Raw genomic sequence first — 19,508 nt, 5'->3', positions numbered from 1 at the left:
TCGGTGCCCAAATCGTAGGCAACGATGGACTCATACTTCAAGTCTGACTGGGAACCAAACTTAGGCCGAGGTACTTCCACCTCTACAGTGAAAGAAGCATACCACTGCCGCAAAGGTGGCTTGTAGACAATAGTTAGCGTGGTAGGCCTCCCCCAGTCCTTGGCTTTACCGCGCATCCTCAGGGTAATGCCCAAGTCCCTGAGAGTAACGGTGCCGTGCTTACCGTTAGTATTGACCTTCCACCCCGTAGCGCTAGGATATGTCCAGCCAGAGTACCGCTTGATCGGCTTAAACTTGGGCTTTTTGCTTAGCCCCTGGAAGAAACGCTGATAGGCGTAATCTACCCGCTTGACCGTAGCTTGCAAAGTCATGGAGTGGAGCTGAGCAAACTCCGGCCATGCTTTCTTGAACTCTGGCAGAAGATTCTGCTGCTCGAGGTAAGTAACCGTCCGGCGGTTGCGTCGGTACTCATAGCGTCGGTGAGCAACGCAAGCGTTGTAGAGGTAGCAGTGCAAACGGCGGGCAGACAACAAAGCCCGCTCTTGGGTTTTGTTGGGGTACAGCCGAAAGGTCTGCCGCCTAACTACCAGTGCAGTTTCTGTCACCTTTATAGCTCAGTCGAAGCTACAATAACTATAGCATAGAAATTGGCAAGTTTTATGGTCGAACTACGAAGCAGTGCTCACGCAGTCTTTAGGGTTCACCTGCACGTAGTGTTTGTAACAAAATACCGACGCAAAGTCTCAACCTAAGCAATGCTGGAAGTAATGAGGTCTGTTTTAGAAAGAGTTTTGGCCGCTAACCGGAGTGTGCTAATTGCGTTTGATGGTGAGCCAGACCATGTTCACCTTCTCATCGACCTGCACCCTGATAACAACATATCTAACCTCGTTTCTTCTCTCAAGTCAGCATCAAGTCGCATACTAAGGCAACAGTTTGCGGAACAGCTCAATAAAGTGTACTGGGGAAAGGCTAGGCTTTGGCATGATTCTAAGTGCATTGTCTCATGCGGCGGTGCACCTCTAGAAATTGTGAAGCGATATATCCAGAATCAGTCAGGAGGCGCTATCCCTCCCCACCGTATAGACGGTGGGGAATCCCGCGCCTTACGTTGAAGCAGGAACGGCAGGGGAGAGGAGTTAAAACTCTCCCTGTCGGCTTTTCAGAGCTAGCTCAAAGGATTTAGCGGCGAGCCTGGGCAAAAATGGCCTGCAGGATTTCGTCGGCCCCCTGTTGCTTCAGCTTTTCCGCCAGGGAGATTCCCACCGCTTCCGGGTCGGCAGTGGATCCCGTTTGGGTATCGCGGATCAGCCGTCGCCCCTCTAGGTCGGCCACCATGCCGGTTAGGTGCAGCTCTTCCCCCTGCACTTGGCTGTGGACCCCGATGGGCACCTGACAGCCCCCCTCCAAAGCCCGCAAGAAAGCTCGCTCGGCCAAACAGCGGGCTGTGGCCTCCCCATCGGCCAAGGGTCGAATGAGCTCCAAAATCCGCTCGTCCCCCTGCCGGCACTCGATGCCGAGGGATCCCTGGCCAACGGCGTACAAGAACACACTGGGATCTAGCACCTCGTGGATCCGCTGTGCTTGGCCCAGGCGCTTCAGGCCGGCGACTGCCAAGATCAGGCCGTCGTACTCCCCCCGATCCAGCTTGGCCAGGCGGGTGTTGAGGTTGCCCCGCACGTCCTTAAACTGCAGGTGGGGAAAGGCGTGGCGCAGTTGAGCCAGCCGCCGCAGAGAGGAAGTGCCAATCACCGTCCCTGCTGGGAGGGTGGCCAGGTGGTAGCCGCGCAGCTCCTGCCGTAGCACCAGCGCGTCCAGAGGATCCTCCCTCTGCGTAATCGCCCCCAAGACCAAGCCTTCCGGCAAACGGGTGGGCAAGTCCTTGAGGCTGTGTACCGCCAGATCGCTAGTGCCGTTGAGCAGGCTGACCTCCAGCTCCTTGGTAAACAGGCCCTTATCCCCGATTTTGGCCAGCGCCACATCCAGGATGATGTCTCCCTGGGTGGAAAGGGTGTGCAGCTCTAGGGGCAACCCCGGATGGTGGGCCTGCAACTGCCCCATCACCCAGCGGGTCTGGGCCAGAGCCAGCTCGCTTTTGCGGGAGGCGATCCGCACCGGCTGGACAGCTTGCCAGGGAGTTGAGGCCAGTTCGCTCATGGCTGCTGCAAAATCCGAGAACACCGTTTTTCACGCTAGCTGAATCTGCGCCGCCGCAGGGCAGCGACCTTCAAGATCCTTAACCAGAGCCGCCCTTGCCCCCCAGCTCAGACTTTACTACCGGGATCCGAGCCGGTAGGATAAGTAGGTGGGTCTCCGGCTCGGCGGGGAAGAATTTTCCTTAAACCCAGAGCTTTTGAGGCGAGAGTTCTGAAACCCTGCTTTGCTTGGTCGTCTGCCTGGTATAGGTCTTATGGAAGAAAACAACGTTGGCAACGGCACTCAGTTACTGCTCAAGCGCACCATCCCTGTCAAGGTGGTGGTCACCCCCCTTTGGAAGAAAGAAATGCGGGAGCAACTGGAGCGGCAGATTGAAGCTACTGATGCTCAGATCCAGCAACTGGAGTTTCAGGGTAAGCGGGCCATTGCCGAAATTGAAAAACAAAGCCCTAACCCCAATAGCCCCCAGGTGCTCCAGCAGGTGGAAGCGGTGAAAAGCCGCGTGAACGAGCAGAAGATTAGGCTCTTGGATCAAAAAAACCAGTTGCTCCAGCAGATTAACCAACTGAGCAACTTGGAACTGAACCAAGAGGTGCTGCAAGGCAGCATAGAGAGCTTCTTCCGCGTGCAGAAGGGAGACAACCTAATTCAGAAAATGCAGGTGGAGATCCTGCTTGAAGATGGGGTGATCAAGGAAATTCGCGGCAACCCGTAAGAGGGATCCCCTGCGGTAGGGGTGGCAGCCCAAAAGCCTAGGTCTTTAGCCCAAGTCGGTGACAACACAGTGGTGGCAATGATGAACGACCTCTGAACAGCCGCCAGCTTCAAGCGTGGGCGGGTCGGTTGATTTGGGCAAAGCTGTTACCGACGAGATGCTTCCCATGTCTGAGTTTGTCTGGTCAGAGGCGGTTCCCCTGGAGGATCTTCACCTTCCCGATTGGCTGCTTACCTCAGCCCAGCGTCGCCGGCTTAAGGCTCTGCTGGTTTTGGCGATGGTTTGGGGGCTAGTTAGCCTGATGCACCAGGTAGCAGTGGCTCGCTGGCTTACAGTTGGCCTAGCTACCTTCATGGTTATCCACGTCAACCGCCTGTTTCGTCTACAGCCGGCAGACCCGCCACCTCCCTTGCGGCTTTACCCTCTAGAGACAACAGTTGGCGATGAGGTTGACCAGGGATCTCTCCAGCTCCCGTCAGCGGCCTTGCCAAAGCCCCCTTTGCCACGGGTAGCGGTGCTGATCCCGGCCAAAAACGAAAGTGCTGTGCTGCCGCGGCTACTGCAGAGCCTTAGTCAGTTGGACTACCCCCGCAGCCATCTGGAGCTGTGGGCCATCGATGACGCCAGCAGCGATGCCACCCCAGAGATCCTGCAAGAGGCCCAAAGGTGGCTGCCGCACCTACGCGTTTACCGACGGCCGCCGGGGCGAGGGGGCGGTAAGTCTGGCGCCCTCAACGAGGTTCTCCCCCTAACCCAGGGAGAGATCATCCTTGTCTGCGATGCCGATGCCATTGTGCCCCCGGATCTCCTGGCTCGCACTCTGCCCCTGTTTAGTCAGCCTTCCTCTCCCGGTCGGCGGGCAGTGGGTGCTGTCCAGGTGCGCAAAGCCCTAAGCAACCCCAACGTCAATTTCTGGACCCTGGGCCAGGTGGCGGAGATGGCCTCTGATGCCTACTTGCAGCAGCAGCGGGTACTCATCGGTGGTATTGGCGAGCTGCGGGGCAACGGCCAACTAGTACGGCGGGATGTTCTGGAAAAGTGCGGCGGCTGGAACGAAAGCACCCTTACCGACGACCTGGATCTCACCTTGAAGCTCCACCTGGCGGGGGTAGACATTGCCTTCCTCATCGAGCCGGCTATTGTCGAAGAAGGGGTTACCTCCTGGAAAAGCCTTTGGCACCAGCGCTGTCGTTGGGCAGAAGGCGGTTACCAGCGTTACCTTGACTACTGGCCAGGGATCCTCAGTGGCCGCCTGGGCATGGCCAAGACCGTGGATCTCTGGGCTTTCTTTATCTGCCAGTATCTGCTGCCCATGGCTTTGGTTCCCGATACCCTCTGGGTACTGTTGACAGGGCATTCCTCGGTGCTGCTCCCCCTGAACGCTCTAGTCATGGGATCCCTAACGCTGGCCTTCTACCGCAGCTTGCGTCAAGTGGAGGGGCTGCGCGGAGGGAAGCTCTGGTGGCGCACTGCCCTGGGTCTGGTGTACATGCTCCACTGGCTGCCGGTTATGATTGTTACCACGGCCCGCATGTGTGTGCAGCCCAAACGGCTGAGGTGGGTGAAGACCGTGCACTACGGCAACTGATCCCAACCCTGTTTTTCCCTGCTATCCTAATTCAAACGCCGCTCACCACCTACCCAGCCTGACTATGGCTCGCCTCTACTACGATAGCGACGCTAACCTCGATCTCCTGAACGGCCAGACGGTGGCCATCATCGGCTACGGCAGCCAGGGCCACGCTCACGCTCTCAACCTGCGGGACAGCGGTGTCAACGTTCTTGTCGGCCTCTACCCCGGCAGCCCCTCCTGGCCCAAGGCCGAGCAGGACGGGTTGGTCGTCAAGACAGTAGCCGAGGCCGCTGCCACCGCTGACTGGGTGATGATCCTGCTGCCCGACGAAGTGCAGAAGGCCGTCTTCCAAAGCGAGATCCGGCCCCACCTTAAGCCGGGGAAGGTGCTCCTATTTGCCCACGGCTTCAACATCCACTTTGGCCAGATCCAGCCCCCGGCAGACATCGATGTCGTCATGGTAGCCCCCAAAGGCCCTGGTCACCTGGTGCGGCGCACTTACCAGGAGGGCCAAGGGGTGCCTTGTCTGTTTGCTGTCTACCAGGATGCCTCGGGGATGGCGCGGGAGCGGGCCATGGCTTATGCCAAGGGGATTGGCGGCACGCGAGCTGGCATCCTGGAGACCACCTTTCGGGAGGAGACCGAGACCGACCTCTTTGGCGAGCAGGTGGTGCTCTGCGGTGGCCTAACGGCCCTGATCAAGGCTGGGTTTGAGACGCTCGTGGAAGCGGGCTACCAGCCGGAGCTGGCTTACTTCGAGTGCCTGCACGAAGTCAAGCTCATTGTCGATCTTATCGTTGAGGGGGGGCTGGAAAAGATGCGCCATAGCATCTCCAACACAGCAGAATACGGCGACTATACCCGCGGCCCCCGCATCATCACAGAGCAAGTTCGTGCCGAGATGAAGCGCATCCTTGCTGAGATCCAAAGTGGCCAGTTTGCCCGCGAGTTTGTCCTAGAAAACCAGGCGGGTAGGCCAGTGCTCACTGCCATGCGTCGCTGCGAGGCTGAGCATCCCATCGAAAAAGTGGGTAAGGAGCTGCGGGCCATGTTTAGCTGGCTGAAAAAGTAAGAAGTCCTTACCAGAGGCAGGTCTTGTGCTGGATCTAAAGCTGCTACGGGATCGCCCGGAAGAGGTACGCCAAGCCCTGAACAAGCGCGGGGCCAGTGCTGACTTGGACAGGATCCTGCAGTTGGATCGAGAGCGGCGCCAGTTGGAGACCCGGCGCGGATCTCTGCAGGCGGAAAGCAACAGCCTTGGCAAAAAAGTTGGCGAGCTTCTCCAGCGGGGAGCGGATCCCCACGGAGCGGAAGTGGCGGCTCTGCGGCAGCGGGGGGCAGAGCTCAAAGCAGAAATTGCCCAACTGGAGCAGCAAGAACGGGAGCTGGAGGAGGAGATGCGCGCCCGGCTGCTTACCCTGCCCAACCTGCCGCTGCCCAGCGTACCAGTTGGCCGAGATGAGACCGACAACGTGGAGGTGCGCCGCTGGGGCGACGACCTCAAGCCTGCCCATCCCGTCCTTCCCCACGACGAGATTGCGGAGAAGCTGGGCCTCTTGGAGGTTGGCCGCGCCGTCAAGGTGGCCCAGAGCCGCTTTGTGGCTATGGTAGGGGCAGGGGCAGCTCTGGAGCGGGCCTTGATTGCCATGATGCTGGAGCGCCATCTTGCCGCTGGCTACACCGAGGTCATCCCTCCTTTTTTGGTTAACAGCGCCGCTCTAGAAGGGACAGGGCAGTTGCCCAAGTTTGCCTCAGAGAGCTTTCGCTGTGCGGAGGACGACCTCTGGCTAATCCCGACGGCAGAAGTGCCCCTCACCAACCTGTACCGGGATGAGGTGATCCCAGCCGAGCGCCTCCCCCTAAATTTCTGTGCCTATACGCCCTGCTTTCGCCGCGAAGCCGGCAGCTATGGCCGCGACACCAAGGGCCTAATCCGGCTGCACCAGTTTCAAAAGGTGGAGCTGGTCAAGATTACCCTTCCCCAGCAATCGGAGGCCGAGCACGAAAAACTCGTGCAGGATGCGGAGGCCATTTTACAGATGCTGGAGCTGCCCTACCGGGTGGTGGAGCTGTGCACCGGCGATCTGGGCTTTGCGGCGGCCCGCTGCTTTGATCTGGAGGTGTGGTTTCCCTCCCAAAACCGCTACCGGGAGATCTCCAGTTGCTCCAACTGCTGGGATTTCCAGGCCCGCCGCGCCAACCTGCGCTACAAAGAAGCGGGGCAAAAGGGTACCCACTTCGTCCACACCCTCAATGGCTCTGGCTTGGCGGTGGGACGTACTCTGGCTGCTCTGTTGGAAAATCACCAGCAGCCAGACGGCTCGATCCGCATTCCCCAGGCGCTGCGTCCTTTTCTGAGCTCCCGCTTTCTGGCTGAAGACGGCACTCTTCGACCCTGATTAAGCCCCAACTCAGGAAGGGAAGGCCCTGGAGGCGCTTAAGCTAGCCTGGAGAGGTATTCCTACTTTGGCAAGGGGTCATGTTGCCTAGGCATCGTCCCAAAAAACTGTCGCTGGGCCCTCTGGAAGCAGAGATCCTTGAGATCCTCTGGGATCTGGGCAGCGCTAGCACTCGCCAAATCCACGAGCGCATTCTGGCCGATCCCAACCGCGAGTTGGCCTATGCCTCAGTAACCACCGTCTTGCAGCGCTTGAGCCAAAAAGGCTGGGTAAGCTGTGAACGGCGCACAGATGCCGAGGGGCGGCCTCTGCCAATGCTGTGGCGGCCCTGTCTCTCTCGCCAGGAAGCTGCCAGCCTGAGGGCCTTTGACCACTTGCAGCAGTTTTTGGCCGTCGGGGATCCCGACACAGTGGCAGCCTTTGCCGACAGTCTGGATCAGGCCAGCGTGTCCCAGTTGCAGGCGATTGCCGAGCGGCTGCGGGCGGCGCGGGAAGCCAGGAGGGATCCCCAATGAGCCACTTGGGCATGTTGCTGTTGGGTTTGGGCTTAAGTTGGCTGTGGCGAGCCCAGGTGCGGCTGGATAGAGGGGGTTCCTGGGCCCAGCGCTGGCAGTGGGCCTGGATCCACTTCTTGCTGCCGCCGCTGTTTTTGCTGACCACTGCTTTTGCTCTAGCTTGGATGGGGCCATGGGGACAAATGGCCGGGTCAGGAGGCTGGTTCTGCTATGGCTGTGCGCTGCTGGTGCTGGCCGTGGCTGGGGGCGTAGCCTTGCACTGGGCTTGGGAGTTCTGGCGCTCCTGCCGACGTGCTCACCTCCAGGCTCTGGCCCAAGTTGATCTGTACGGCTCTCCGGCCTACGTCCTGGATTTGGAGATCCCTTTTGCCGCCCAGGTGGGGGTGTGGAAGCCGCAATTGGTGGTTAGCCGCGGCTTGCTGGAGCAGTTGGATGAAGAGCACCTGCAGGCAGTGCTGGCCCACGAAGAGGCCCATCGCCACTACCGCGATACCTTGTGGATGTTTGCAGCTGGTTGGCTGCGGCGCCTCAGCAGCTGGCTGCCGAATACGGAGGTTCTCTGGCAAGAACTGCTGACGCTGCGGGAGCTGCGGGCAGATCGCTGGGCGGCCCAGCGGGTGGATCCCTTGGTGCTGGGAGAGGCGTTGCTCCAGGTAGTGGGCTATGGGGTAAGAGGGCAGCCGTCCAACGCTTGGGTCGGCTTTGCCCTGGAAATGGGCTCCACTCTTGGAGGACGCCTGCAGGAACGCATTGAGGCTCTGCTGCAGGCAGAGGGGTCTGAAGTCTCTGGGCCCTCGCCATTCCCGGGGAGTTGGGCTTGGCTGGGGTTGGCGCTGTTGCCTTTGCTTACTATTCCCTTTCACACCTAAGGCCAGGCTTGCCGATTGGCTGCTGCGTAGGGGTAGACAGCTCTTCTTGAGGGTTGAGGGTTTCTAGCGCTGGCAAGGCTGTAGCTGGCATTGCCGCAGGGGCAGGGCTCGGGGCAAGACCAAGGGGCAAATGGGAACTGGCAAGAGCCAACTCCTGCAGGGCCGCTTGGGCTGGCTGGAACTGGGGATCCAGCTCTAGGCAGCGCTGCAAACTAGCTTGGGCGGCCTCCCGCTGACCAGCCCGCAGTTGGATTAGCCCCAAGGTATGCCAAAAGGCAGGCCGCTGCGGCTGCAACTCTGTGGCCCGTTGGGCGTCGGCTAAGGCCAGCTCCAGCTTCCCCAGCTTCAGGACTTCCCAAGCGCGGTTGTTGAGGGCCACCGCGTCTTCTGGGGTGAGCTCTAGGACGCGCGAGTAGGCTTGCGCCGCTTTCTCTGCCTCCCCAAGGTCGCCATAGACCAGCCCTAGGGCAAACCAGCCCCAGGGATCTTGCTCATTGAGGCTAATCAGCCGCTGACTGGCAGCAAGGGCCTCCTCCAGCCGGCCCAAGCGCCGCAGGCTGGTGATCTGGCCAAACCAGCAGGCTACGCTGCCAGGGCGCTGCTGCACAAGGCGTTGGAACTCCTCCAAGCTGGCCTCGTATTGCCCCAACTCCTGTAGAGCTGCCGCCAAGGCATAGCGAGCCGGAAAGTCCTCTGGCCGGATCTTCAGGGCCTCCTCGAAGTGGATGCAGGCCTCTTTGAGATAGCCCAGTTTCTGGAAAGCCACGCCGCGGGCATACCAGCCTTTGGGGTTGTCAGCGTCATAGCGCAGGGCGCGCTCCAAGGCCTTGCTGGCTAACCGGTACTGCCCAAGGCACAACAGGGCCACACCCAAGTTGTAGAGCGTAACGGGATCCCGGCGGCGCAGCCGCAGCGAGCGCTTGTAACACTCGATAGCGGAGCGCAGCCGCTGGCAGTGGAACAGGGCATTGCCTTGGTAGCGCCAGACCCGTGCGCTTCTGGGGTTGAGCTTTAAGACCCGGGCAAAACTGGCCGCCGCTGCACTAGGCCGCCGCAGCCGTCGCAGGGCAATCCCCCGCCCCAACCAGCTGCGGGCTTGCTTAGGGTTATACCGCAACGCCTTGTTCAAGCTGTTGAGGGCCAGCTTTGGCCGCTTGAGTTGCAGCAGACGAATGCCGCGATTGTGCCAGGCTAAGGCATCTTCGGGGTTGCTCTCCAGCACCTTGTCGTAGTTAACCACCGCCGCTTTGTACTGGCCCAGGCGCCCCAGAATTAGCGCCAAGCGCAGCCGCGTCTCCTCATCGTAGGGGTTAATGCTCAGGGATCCGTGGTAGCTGTCTATTGCCTCACGGTAGCGGCCTAACTGCACCAGCACATCGCCGCGGCGACTCCAGGCCAGGGCAAAGTTGGGATCCATGTTCAAGGCGCGGTCGTAGGCAGCCAGGGCTTCAGTTAGGTTGCCTCGCTTGCGCCATTCTTCTGCGCGCTCAAACTGGATATCGGCGCTGTTCCACTGAAATAGGCGCTGAAGAAATTGCAAAATGGCAATCTTGCGCGCCCCTTCCTCCGGGGTGGCGGAGGGGATTTCGCCGGTAGCAATGCGCAGGATAGCTAGCTGAATGGCTCGCAGAAAAGCTTGGAACCCCCGCACCTCCTCATCTTCAGGAAGTTCCTCGCGGCGGCGGTATTGCAGCCGAAATCGCTGCAGATCACCAGGGGCGGGAAAGCTGGGATCCAAGAAGTGCATCAGCTCGCGGGCCCGGTACTCAAACAGCACCGGATCCTCCTCAGAGCCACTAAAATCCAGCAGGGGCGCTTCTGCTAGGGGCTGAGGCAGCTCGGTGGGCGTGTGGAGCAGCGTCAGCAAACGCTGGTTTTGTCGGGGTGGGGCGTGGGAGAAACCGCTGTAGAGTTCATCTCGGGGCCAGGGATTGGCAACGAATTCCGGCGAGGCCACCACCCCAATCCAGCGGCACTGTTCGATGGCCAGTTGCTGTTCCAGCTTACGGTCATCCCCCGGTTGCAGCCTCCAGCGGTCAAACCAGACCTTGAACCCTTCTCGGTCCAGCCGCTCGGCCAGTTGCTGTACCCAGCGGGCCTGGGCGCGGTGGTAGCGCAGAAAGAGATCAAATTTGTAGTGTTCTGAAGACATGAACGCCCACTTGCTGATTTCTTCCAGCTTATCCTTGCCACCGCCTGGGCGGCTGGGGGGCCATCGAGGAGGGCAGCGGCTCTTCTTGGACAGGGCCAGGATGGCACCCTCCTCTTGTCAATCGTCCTCTCATGAGGCAACGTCTTTAGCTTGCTTCCGCAAAGCGGTAGCCAGGGGCTTTAAGGGCTTCCTCCTGCAGCTGAAGCAGGCGGCTGCTGCTAGCACCCGTAGCAGTTGCAGACTAGGGTAGCAGTTGCAGACTAGGTCAGGGGTTGTTGCATAGTGGTAGTAGGGTCGTTCTTGGCTTGCGGGCAGCGCTTCGTCGGGAAGGCTTTTGCGCCGCGTCTTTCAGTGAAACCCGTTCCCCTCGGTACCTACGGCACTTGGCAAGGGATCCCTGGCCCCCAACAGACAGCTGAGGCGCTGGGCAACCCTGGGGTGAAGGTCATTGGATCCCCGGCGCTGCTAGCCCTGATTGAGGGGTGCAGCAACACCACTCTGCAGCCTTTTTACGAGGCGGAGGAAGCAGCCGTTGGGATCCGCTTTGCTTTGGACCACTGCTCAGCAGCAGTGGTGGGGGAGCCTTTACAGGTTCAGGTTAAGGTGGTGGAGGTAACGGGAAGGCGCGTTCAGTTTAAGGTGGAGATCCTGCAGCAGGGACGGCTCGTGATGCACGGCTCCTACACCTGTCAGGTAGTTGATTTGCCCCGTTTCCTGGCCCGCTATGGATTGAAGGCAGGGGATTAAAGCCGGGCTTGCGCTCCTTGGGGGACTGCTGCTGGCTATCTCTAGGGGGTGGTGGCTCTGCCGCCAGTCTCCCCTAGGGGCTGGCCTTAACCCTGGGGTGGCTTGACCGCCTCGCCGCCCTAACTGGGCCAGGTGCCTGCCTAGGTGTGACTTTTACCCAGGGGGTGCAGGAGCTTTTGGCAATTTCAACCTGGCAGAGCAAACCCTTGCTAAACTGCTGAGTTAAATAGCCGCTCCAGATCGAGTGCTCAGTCGTCTTAGCGAGGGGAAGACATCGTGGCAACGGGTGCCTATGCATTGGTGGATAGCCTGCATCGCCATGGGGTGCGGCACATTTTTGGCTATCCAGGAGGAGCCATCCTGCCCATCTACGATGAGCTGTACAAGGCCGAATCGCAAGGGCTACTTAAACATTTCCTAGTCCGCCACGAACAGGCTGCTGCCCACGCTGCTGATGGTTACGCCCGCGCTACGGGCAAGGTGGGGGTGTGCTTTGCCACCTCGGGGCCAGGGGCAACCAACCTGGTGACAGGCATTGCCAACGCCATGATGGACTCTGTGCCTCTGGTAGCGATTACCGGCCAGGTGCCCCGTCATCTAATCGGTACCGACGGCTTTCAGGAGACTGACATTTTTGGCATCACCCTGCCCATTGTCAAGCACTCCTACGTGGTGCGCGATCCGCGGCAGATGGCCCGGATTGTGGCCGAGGCCTTCCACATTGCCAGCACCGGGCGACCAGGTCCAGTGCTGATTGACATCCCTAAAGATGTGGGCTTGGAAGAGTTCGACTACCAGCCCGTCACTGAGGTCAATATTCCTGGCTACCGACCCACGGTGCGGGGCAACCCTCGCCAGATCCACGCGGCAGCCAAGCTGATTCTGCAGGCCAAGCGGCCCTTGCTCTACGTGGGCGGCGGGGCCATCATCTCCGGGGCCCACGCCGAGATTGCCGAGCTAGCCCACACCTACCAGATCCCGGTAACCACCACTCTCATGGGCAAAGGGGCCTTTGATGAGAATGATCCCCTCTCGGTGGGGATGCTGGGCATGCACGGCACGGCCTACGCCAACTTTGCTGTTACCGAGTGCGACCTGCTCATTGCCCTCGGAGCCCGCTTCGACGACCGCGTAACCGGCAAGCTGGATGAATTTGCCAAGCATGCCAAAGTTATCCACGTCGACATCGATCCGGCAGAGGTGGGCAAAAACCGGATCCCTGACGTGCCAATTGTGGGGGATGTACGCACCGTTTTGGTGGAGCTGTTGGCGCAGCTAAGCAAAATGCCCTACACTCCTGGCCAGACGCAAGCTTGGCTTGCACGCATCGAGCGCTGGAAACGGGACTACCCCTTGCAGGTGCCCTCCTATGAGGGTGTGATTGCCCCGCAACAGGTTATTGACGCCTTTCGACGCCATGCTCCCCACGCCTACTACACCACCGATGTAGGTCAGCACCAAATGTGGGCGGCGCAGTTTCTGCGCACCGGACCACGCCGTTGGATCTCTAGCTCTGGCCTGGGGACCATGGGCTACGGCTTCCCAGCGGCTATGGGGGTCAAGGTGGCCCTGCCCCATGAGGAAGTCATCTGCATCAGTGGCGATGCCAGCTTCCAGATGAATATGCAAGAATTGGGCACGGTGGCCCAGTACGGCATTGCCACCAAAGTGGCCATTATCAACAACGGCTGGCAAGGCATGGTGCGGCAGTGGCAACAGGCCTTTCACGGCGAGCGCTATTCCCACTCCGACATGGCTGCGGGCATGCCAGATTTTGTCAAGCTGGCCGAAGCCTTTGGTGTCAAGGGCATGCGCGTCGATCACCCCGATCAAGTAGACGATGCCATCCAGGAGATGCTGCGCCACGAAGGCCCAGTAGTGGTTGACTTTGTGGTCAAGCGGGACGAGAACTGCTACCCAATGGTGCCCGCTGGCAAAGCCAATTACCAGATGATTGGGCTGCCAGAAAAGCGGCAACTGGAGCAAGCTGCCGAGCTCATCTACTGCCCCAACTGCGGCACCAAAAACCCCAGCCTGCACAAGTTTTGTGCCGAGTGCGGCACCAAGCTCTAGAAGCGGCAGGGCTGGCCATCAAGGCAAGGAAGCGGGGATCCCAAGTTCTCTGAGAAGGTTTGCAACAAGGCCCGAGCTCGGCAGTGGAAAGTCCGCAGGGAGGTCGATTTATTTCAAACTGCACTCGTTTCAAAATTGAAGAAAACACAGCGGGGCAGCTTGGTAACCCTCCGTCCAGCTCGCGTTAGCGGGACGTAGTCCTTGAGCGACTTGAGTCGCTCGCCAATGCTATCACCCACCCCGGTGAAGAAGCCGGACAGTGCTGTAAGTCAACGTGGACTGCGTAAGAATCCCCCAACTTTCCCGAGGGCACCGCTGCCGCGACTGCCAGAGAGGCGAGTGAGGCCCAAGTAGTCGGATCTTTTTCCACACGGTGCGGCTGGAGACTGCCCCCAGGTTTCAGAGGGGCCGGTAAACCCGGTAGTTGAGGTTGGGGAAGATGTTGTCCATGTATTCCACCTTGGCCAGCCACTGCTCGTCTTCGGGGGTGGCTGTTTCCCGCCGAAACTGACCCGCTTGAATCTTCTCGTAGAGGTGGTTGAAGCGCAGCAGGTGAGACTTGGTGCGGCGTACCGCATAGGGAACCATCGTCCCCGTGCGCATGATAAAGGCCCAGTCAGAAGATTGAGCCAGCATCAGCTCCCGTGCCGCCTGGTTTAGGGCCCGCCACTCCAGGTCATCAGCAGGCTCACGGCGGCTCAGCTCAATCATGCGCTCGGTAGCCTTGTGCAGGTGGGGATAGATCCAGGCATTGGTGGGGTTGAGCCAGTACTCGTGGAAGCCGCGCGCCCCCCAGCTGGACTGAGCAGGTTTGCACACCTGGTGGGTGGGGTTCTCCCGCAGGTACTCCGCCAAGTGAGTCATGCGATAGGTGTTTTGGTCAAAGTAGCTCTTGCGGATGAGGAAATCCAAAAACCAGGGTCCCTCGTACCACCAGTGGCCAAAGAGCTCGGCATCGTAGGGAGCCACCACCAGCGGCGGGCGCCCCATGACGCTGTACAAGTACTCGATTTGCCGCTGGCGGTTGAACATAAAGTTGCCCGCATGTTCGGCCGCTTTTTCTCGCGCCCAGTAGGGATCGTAGAGTTCCTTCTGCCCTAGATCTAGGTTCCGCCCCGTGATGCGGTGGTACTTGATGCCGGTGTTTTTCCGCTGGCCATTGGGCATGATGTAAGGCTTGATGTACTCGTAGTCGGCCTCATACCCCAGGTCTTTGTAGAACTCGCGATAGACGGGATCCCCGGGATAGCCCACCTCTGCCGACCACACTTGCTGCGAGGACTCGTGATCCCGCCCAAAGACGGCAACGCCGGTCTCGGTAAAAATGGGAGCGTACATGCCGTAGCGCGGCCGCGGCTTGGCATAGAGCAGGCCGTGGGCGTCGGTGATCATGTAGCGCAGGCCAGCATCGGCAACCAGCCGCTCCAACCCTTGGTAGTAGGCACATTCCGGCAGCCAGATCCCCCGCGGCCATTGGCCAAAGTGCTCCTTGTAGTGCTCGCAGGCCACAATCAGCTGCGCCCAAACCGCCTGGGGGTACATCTGCAGCAGGGGCAGGTAAGCATGGGTAGCGGCGCAGGTGATGATCTCCAGGTTGCCGCTGTCTTGAAACTGCTTGAAGGCCCGCACCAGATCCCGGTCGTAGCGCTCCCAGAGATCCCGCACCATGGCAAATTGCTTGATGTAGTGTTCCGCTAGGTAGCGAATATGGCCGTTGTGGGCATTCTTGTCGTACTCCAGCTGGGCCAGCTCCTCCAACTTGGTTAGGTAGTGGTCGTAGCGCTCCTGCAGCAAGGGATCCCGCAGCATCGACACCAGAGGCGGCGTCAGGGACATGGTGAGGCGAAAGTCAATGCCATCTCGCTGCAGCCCCTCGAACATGTGCAGCAGCGGGACATAGGTCTCGGTGATGGCTTCGTAGAGCCATTCTTCTTCCAGCACAAAGTCCTGCTCAGGGTGGCGCACAAAGGGCAGGTGCGCGTGGAGTACCAAGGCAAGATAACCCATAGCAGCCAGGGATCCTCAGGGAAGATAACGGAGTCAGCTCAGCTTCCTCAGCAATAAATCTGTGGGGAAGTTAAGAGCAGGATTGCTACCTATCCTCCAGCATTTCCCCCTTGCGGTCAAGGGCTGGGATCACTGGGGATCACTCAGCGGTGGCGAATGAACTCGTAGATCTCCAGATATTCTTTGCCAGGGTAGTTCCAGGAGTAGTCGTAGCTCATGCCCTGGATTTGCAGTTGGCGGAACTGGTCGGGAGCGGTATACCACAGGTCGATGGCCCGATCCAGCGCTGACTCTAGGGCTGCTTGATCCGTGTGGTAGAACACGTAGCCATTGCGTTGCTCAGGCAGTTTGCGACTGTCGTAGTCGCGGTCAAAAACCGTGTCCGCTAGGCCGCCCACTCCTCTCACCACCGGAACTGTGCCGTACTTGAGGCCGATCATCTGAGTGAGGCCGCAGGGCTCGTAGTGGCTGGGTACCACGAGGATATCTGCCCCTGCATAGATAAGGTGGGAGAGTTCTTCGTTGAAGCCCAACTCAATGTGAACGTCGGGGTTGTCGTTGAGGTAGCCTTTCTCGTGGGCAAACCAGGCGCCAATTCCCGGCTCCGTTGCTGATCCCAGTAGGACAAACTGAGCATTTTTAAACAAGGAGCGGTAGATGGCATGATGCACCAAATGCACACCTTTTTGTTCATCTAGCCGCCCAATATAGGCCACAATCGGTTTCTCGGCATCTTGCAACAACAGCCGATCCCGCAGCGCCTTCTTGTTTTTGGCCTTGTTTTCCAAAGTTTGCGCTGTGTAGCGAAAAGGAATAAAGCGATCAATCTCAGGGTTCCAGATGTCATAGTCAACGCCATTCAAAATGCCCCGGAACTTGTGCTGGTGCAAGTAGAGCGTGTGTCCCAGACCGTAGCCGTAATCACCAAACCGTGCCTCCAGAGCGTGTGTGGGCGAGACTGTTGTTACAAAGTTAGAAAAAACAATTCCCCCTTTCATAAAGTTGATGGCAAAGGGGTTGAAGTTGTCACGCAAGCGATCGTAGTGGAAGTAATAAGACTCGCGGTTGAGTCCCGTGGCCCAAAGAATTTCCGGCCCGCCAAGACCCTGGTGCTTAAAGTTGTGAATGGTGTAGCATACCCGCTGGTTTTCCATGCCGTGGTACTTGTAGATCTCAAACAGTAGCACTGGCACCAGGCCCGTCTGCCAGTCATGGCAATGGATGATGTCGGGACGCTTGTTGCTCTTGAGGAGAAACTCTAGGGCAGCTTTGCTGAAAAAGGCAAAGCGCATGTTGTCATCTGGGCAGCCGTAATAACACCCCCGATTGAAAAAGTTATCGCTGGAGTGGGGCTCAATGAAAAAGCACAGGCGGCCATGCACCCAGCCGCAGTACACCGAGCAGTGAATAGCCCCGCCATACCAAGGCACCCAGAGGTCGCGGTAGGCGTCGTGCAGGCCCCAGATTTGGTCATAACGCATGGTGTCGTACTTAGGCAGAATCAGCTCGACGCAGTGCCCCCGCACTTCCAGCTCCCGGCTGAGGCCGTACACCACATCCCCTAGCCCCCCCGCCTTGATGACTGGGGCACATTCAGAGGCAATCTGCACAATGTACATTTCGAGATCTCCCGTAGCATTGCCTTACCTTTCTTCACAAATGCCTTAGGAGCACATCTCCCGCAAGGCTAAAAAAGGATCCCCCTGGCGGGATCCTCAGCTCATTCCTTCCAGGGCTGGCTGGGGGATCTCTCAATACCACTGCTGGGCGTAGAGGCGCTGCAGCAAGTAGAACACAAACAGGGGCACGTCGACGCGGCGCTCGTCGATCATGAAAGACTCGAGAGTGCTGGGTAGGGATCCGGCAGTAGTACAGCAGAAGAACTTACGGCCATTTAGGGAGCCGTCGGCAAAGAGGACGCTAAACTGCTTCTGGCCGCCAGCAAACGAGCCAATCAGCGTCTTGCCTTCCAGGCGCAGTTGCAAATCGTGGACGCCGCGTTTTTGAAAGGCAGCAATGGCCGCTGGGATCACTTCTTCTGTAATCAGTTGCTCGAAGGGTTTTTCTTCTTTGACTTCTCTGGCGGTTTTTTTCGCAGCAGCCTTGGGAGAGTCCTGGGTGGGGGTGGTTTCTTCAGACATGGGGTAATGCTCCAACGGGGGTGCAGGAAGGGGGAAGAGAGCTAGCTTTTGGGAATGTACTGGTCCACCACTTTTTCTGCAGGGATCTGCGGGAAGCCCATGCTGTAGTTGGGGGTGCGCCCTTGCAGGTTGTAGGCAATCTCCCCTTGCTTAAGGAGAGAGCGGATGAAGTGCTCCAAGTCAGAGCCAATGCGGCGGAGGTTGTACTCGGTCAGATCCCGGCCTCTGTACTCTTCTACCAATTCCTCGAAACGGGCATAGACCTTCTGCAGGGCTGCCTCGTTCCAGACCAGCTCGTTATCGGGATCCACGTCAAGGGTCAGCACATCGTCGCGGGGCACCAGGCGGTTGTCGGGGGTAACCTCGCCAGCAAAGATGTGAACGTGGCGGGTAGTGCACTTTAGCATGGCAATCGCTCCGATCCTTCTCTTCTTCTCACAGTATCACTCCCAAGGCTGAGGTGGGATCCCTTGCCACTCCAATCCTCCTTGCCAAGGGAAGGGGAGAAGCGGGATCCCTCTGGCTTTGGGTAGGGGTTTGGACTTCAGTTTGAGGAGTGGCGGAGCAATTTTAGGTAGATTGAATTAAGTCAACAATGTTTCGCTTCATCTTAATACAAATTCTATCAAGAGGCAAGTCGTTGGAATCGTGGCCAGAGGGGTTCTCGATTTCAAGACCAATCTGCTCAACGCCAAAGAGCATAAAGGCCAAAAATCCCACAATAGAACCAGTCATCCAACCCAGTTCTTCCACCATCTGAAAGGGCAAAGACAAACAGTAGAGCAGCAACAACTGCTGTAGATGCAAGGCGTAAGCCGTAGGTATGGGGGTCATCAAGATGCGCTCGCAGGCACCCAGAGCTTCCACCCTACCGTTAAGCCGTTCCACCATGATCGTTAGCTGATAGACTTCCACACGACTCTTATCGTACTGGCGCTAGAGATAATCTCCTATCCAAAAGGCAATTTGTAAGGGGGGATAATTGAGGTTTTGAAGGCGTTGCAACTGCTCTAAGCTAAGGAGGGGCTGTAGCTCAGCGGGTAAAAATTCTTGGCGCAGGTGTTGCTTTACAGCTATGGCGAAAGCGGGCAGCAGATACAGGATTTTGATTTTCTCTTCCCGATCGCTTGGCTGCTTTTCCGCAATAGCTACCCAAATGAGACGGGCCAAGTTGCGCACCTCATTCACTAGGCTTCCCCAGGCTTTCCGCCCCTCCCAAAACCGCTCATAGGCAGTATTGGTGCGAAAGACCAGCATCAAGCTCAAAACAAGGTTGGGCACAAACGCCACCGAAGAGGGCAGCACCAGGGGCAGTCCCAACTCATGGAGCCCAGAAACCAGGATCCCTAGCAGGGCACAAAAAAGGGTGCGGGGAAGCACCGCGGGCACAACGGACCCATACAACTGCACAGCCAGGCCCAACCAGCGCAGCCCTTCCCCGGAAAGGTATTGGCGAACCATGGGATAGCGCTGGCGAGCTTGCTCCCTATCCTACCGTCTGCCCTTGCCTCAAGCAGGCTAGGATCACGGCCTTGGTCTCTAGTCGCATTTTCGCTGGCAACTCCTAGACCTTCCCGGCTCCAGGTTAGGGGTCGAGCCCGTACTTCTGGGCTTCAAAAGGCAGAAAGGCTTGGCAGTTTAGCTGGGCATACCTATAGCTAGGGCCTGGCCATCTGCAAAGAGAAGTGACCTACAACCCAAACGCCTTGTTGCTGTTTGCAGGAAGGAAGCTTTGCCGTTGGCGGAAGTTTGCAACGTTGTCTAAGTTTTTTACCTAGGCAGCATCCTTTTCGAGCACCTTCTCCGCCTTTGGCTTCTCGGCGCTGGCCAGAGGCTCGTCATCACTAGTGGGGTTATTCATCTCTTGCTTAAAGCTGCGCAATGCTTTGCCAAAGGCGCTGCCCAACTCCGGCAGCTTCTTGGGGCCGAACACAACCACTGCAATGATCCCAATCACGGCCAGCTCTGGCAGGCCCATGCCAAAGATGCTCACAGCCAGGATAGGTTCGCTCGACAGCAGGATAGCCATAAGTCCCCAAAACCCCAACAACAAAACAAGCCAACCAATCTCGCTGGCAAGGAGGAGAATTATCCCCTCCCAACTCTAGCAGGTTTTCCCGGGAGCAGAAAGGTTTGGCTGCTACCGCTATGGCTCTGGCA

General features: G+C 58.5%; 17 protein-coding genes and 1 pseudogene. 9 read left to right on the top strand and 9 right to left on the bottom strand.

Going from position 1 to position 19,508, the window contains the following annotated elements; all coding sequences use genetic code 11:
* A partial coding sequence (locus NW830_RS11005; protein ID WP_414404695.1) for an RNA-guided endonuclease InsQ/TnpB family protein occupies positions 1-605 on the bottom strand: 605 nt, incomplete at its 3' end.
* 150 nt (positions 606-755) lie between these two features.
* On the opposite strand from NW830_RS11005, the gene tnpA reads away from it, so the two are divergent.
* Positions 756-1,115, top strand: coding sequence for an IS200/IS605 family transposase (gene tnpA, locus NW830_RS11000; RefSeq protein WP_414362751.1), 360 nt, complete (start codon positions 756-758; stop codon positions 1,113-1,115).
* Between the two features lie 67 nt (positions 1,116-1,182).
* Here tnpA and hemC read toward each other — a convergent pair whose 3' ends face one another.
* The gene (gene hemC, locus NW830_RS10995) at positions 1,183-2,148 is read right to left on the bottom strand and encodes a hydroxymethylbilane synthase (RefSeq protein ID WP_414362755.1); all 966 of its coding nucleotides are present in this window, start codon (positions 2,146-2,148) and stop codon (positions 1,183-1,185) included.
* 262 nt (positions 2,149-2,410) lie between these two features.
* Between hemC and NW830_RS10990 the strand changes: the two genes are divergently transcribed.
* The 6 genes from NW830_RS10990 (at position 2,411) to NW830_RS10965 (ending at position 8,228) form a co-directional block, all read left to right on the top strand.
* On the top strand, positions 2,411-2,872 hold the full coding sequence (locus tag NW830_RS10990; RefSeq protein ID WP_414362750.1) for a YlqD family protein: 462 nt from the start codon (positions 2,411-2,413) through the stop codon (positions 2,870-2,872).
* Between the two features lie 166 nt (positions 2,873-3,038).
* Positions 3,039-4,460, top strand: a complete 1,422-nt coding sequence (locus tag NW830_RS10985; RefSeq protein WP_414404694.1) for a glycosyltransferase — start codon at positions 3,039-3,041, stop codon at positions 4,458-4,460.
* Positions 4,461-4,524: 64 nt separating this feature from the next.
* On the top strand, positions 4,525-5,517 hold the full coding sequence (gene ilvC / locus NW830_RS10980) for a ketol-acid reductoisomerase (RefSeq protein ID WP_414362749.1): 993 nt from the start codon (positions 4,525-4,527) through the stop codon (positions 5,515-5,517).
* A 25-nt stretch (positions 5,518-5,542) separates the two neighbouring features.
* Positions 5,543-6,844, top strand: a complete 1,302-nt coding sequence (gene serS / locus NW830_RS10975) for a serine--tRNA ligase (protein ID WP_414362748.1) — start codon at positions 5,543-5,545, stop codon at positions 6,842-6,844.
* Positions 6,845-6,924: 80 nt separating this feature from the next.
* Entirely contained in the window at positions 6,925-7,359 is a 435-nt protein-coding gene (locus NW830_RS10970) for a BlaI/MecI/CopY family transcriptional regulator (protein WP_414362747.1), read from the top strand.
* On the top strand, positions 7,356-8,228 hold the full coding sequence (locus tag NW830_RS10965) for a M56 family metallopeptidase (protein ID WP_414362746.1): 873 nt from the start codon (positions 7,356-7,358) through the stop codon (positions 8,226-8,228). Before NW830_RS10970 ends, NW830_RS10965 begins: the two co-directional genes overlap by 4 nt.
* Here NW830_RS10965 and NW830_RS10960 read toward each other — a convergent pair.
* A complete protein-coding gene (locus NW830_RS10960; RefSeq protein WP_414362745.1) occupies positions 8,209-10,380 on the bottom strand; it encodes a tetratricopeptide repeat protein in 2,172 nt (723 codons plus the stop codon). The genes NW830_RS10965 and NW830_RS10960 overlap by 20 nt on opposite strands.
* Before the next feature lie 282 nt (positions 10,381-10,662).
* Between NW830_RS10960 and NW830_RS10955 the strand changes: the two genes are divergently transcribed.
* Together NW830_RS10955 and ilvB are read left to right on the top strand one after the other, a co-directional pair.
* On the top strand, positions 10,663-11,127 hold the full coding sequence (locus tag NW830_RS10955; RefSeq protein WP_414362744.1) for a thioesterase family protein: 465 nt from the start codon (positions 10,663-10,665) through the stop codon (positions 11,125-11,127).
* Positions 11,128-11,403: 276 nt separating this feature from the next.
* On the top strand, positions 11,404-13,200 hold the full coding sequence (ilvB, locus tag NW830_RS10950) for a biosynthetic-type acetolactate synthase large subunit (protein WP_414362743.1): 1,797 nt from the start codon (positions 11,404-11,406) through the stop codon (positions 13,198-13,200).
* A 399-nt stretch (positions 13,201-13,599) separates the two neighbouring features.
* Here ilvB and NW830_RS10945 read toward each other — a convergent pair whose 3' ends face one another.
* The 6 genes and pseudogenes from NW830_RS10945 to tatA all read right to left on the bottom strand — a co-directional run bounded on the left by NW830_RS10945 (position 13,600) and on the right by tatA (position 19,377).
* Positions 13,600-15,207, bottom strand: coding sequence for a glycoside hydrolase family 57 protein (locus NW830_RS10945; RefSeq protein ID WP_414362742.1), 1,608 nt, complete (start codon positions 15,205-15,207; stop codon positions 13,600-13,602).
* A gap of 143 nt (positions 15,208-15,350) precedes the next feature.
* Positions 15,351-16,826: a glycogen synthase GlgA gene (gene glgA / locus NW830_RS10940; RefSeq protein ID WP_414362741.1), complete on the bottom strand. Its 1,476-nt coding sequence runs from the start codon at positions 16,824-16,826 to the stop codon at positions 15,351-15,353.
* 132 nt (positions 16,827-16,958) lie between these two features.
* Positions 16,959-17,348: a DUF2996 domain-containing protein gene (locus tag NW830_RS10935; protein ID WP_414362740.1), complete on the bottom strand. Its 390-nt coding sequence runs from the start codon at positions 17,346-17,348 to the stop codon at positions 16,959-16,961.
* Positions 17,349-17,389: 41 nt separating this feature from the next.
* Positions 17,390-17,755, bottom strand: coding sequence for an NAD(P)H-quinone oxidoreductase subunit M (locus NW830_RS10930; protein ID WP_414362739.1), 366 nt, complete (start codon positions 17,753-17,755; stop codon positions 17,390-17,392).
* Between the two features lie 163 nt (positions 17,756-17,918).
* Positions 17,919-18,809 (bottom strand): annotated as a pseudogene (locus NW830_RS10925) (bestrophin family protein).
* Positions 18,810-19,122: 313 nt separating this feature from the next.
* Positions 19,123-19,377 carry a twin-arginine translocase TatA/TatE family subunit gene (tatA, locus tag NW830_RS10920; RefSeq protein WP_414362738.1) on the bottom strand — a complete coding sequence of 85 codons (255 nt, stop codon included), beginning with the start codon at positions 19,375-19,377 and terminating at the stop codon, positions 19,123-19,125.
* Positions 19,378-19,508 lie beyond the last annotated feature (131 nt).

This window comes from Synechococcus sp. OH30, from assembly GCF_047462175.1.
In the GTDB taxonomy this organism is placed as follows: Bacteria; Cyanobacteriota; Cyanobacteriia; order Thermostichales; family Thermostichaceae; genus Thermostichus.
The sequence above is the reverse complement of the archived record's forward strand: the minus strand, read 5'-3'. Positions and strand labels throughout refer to the sequence as shown.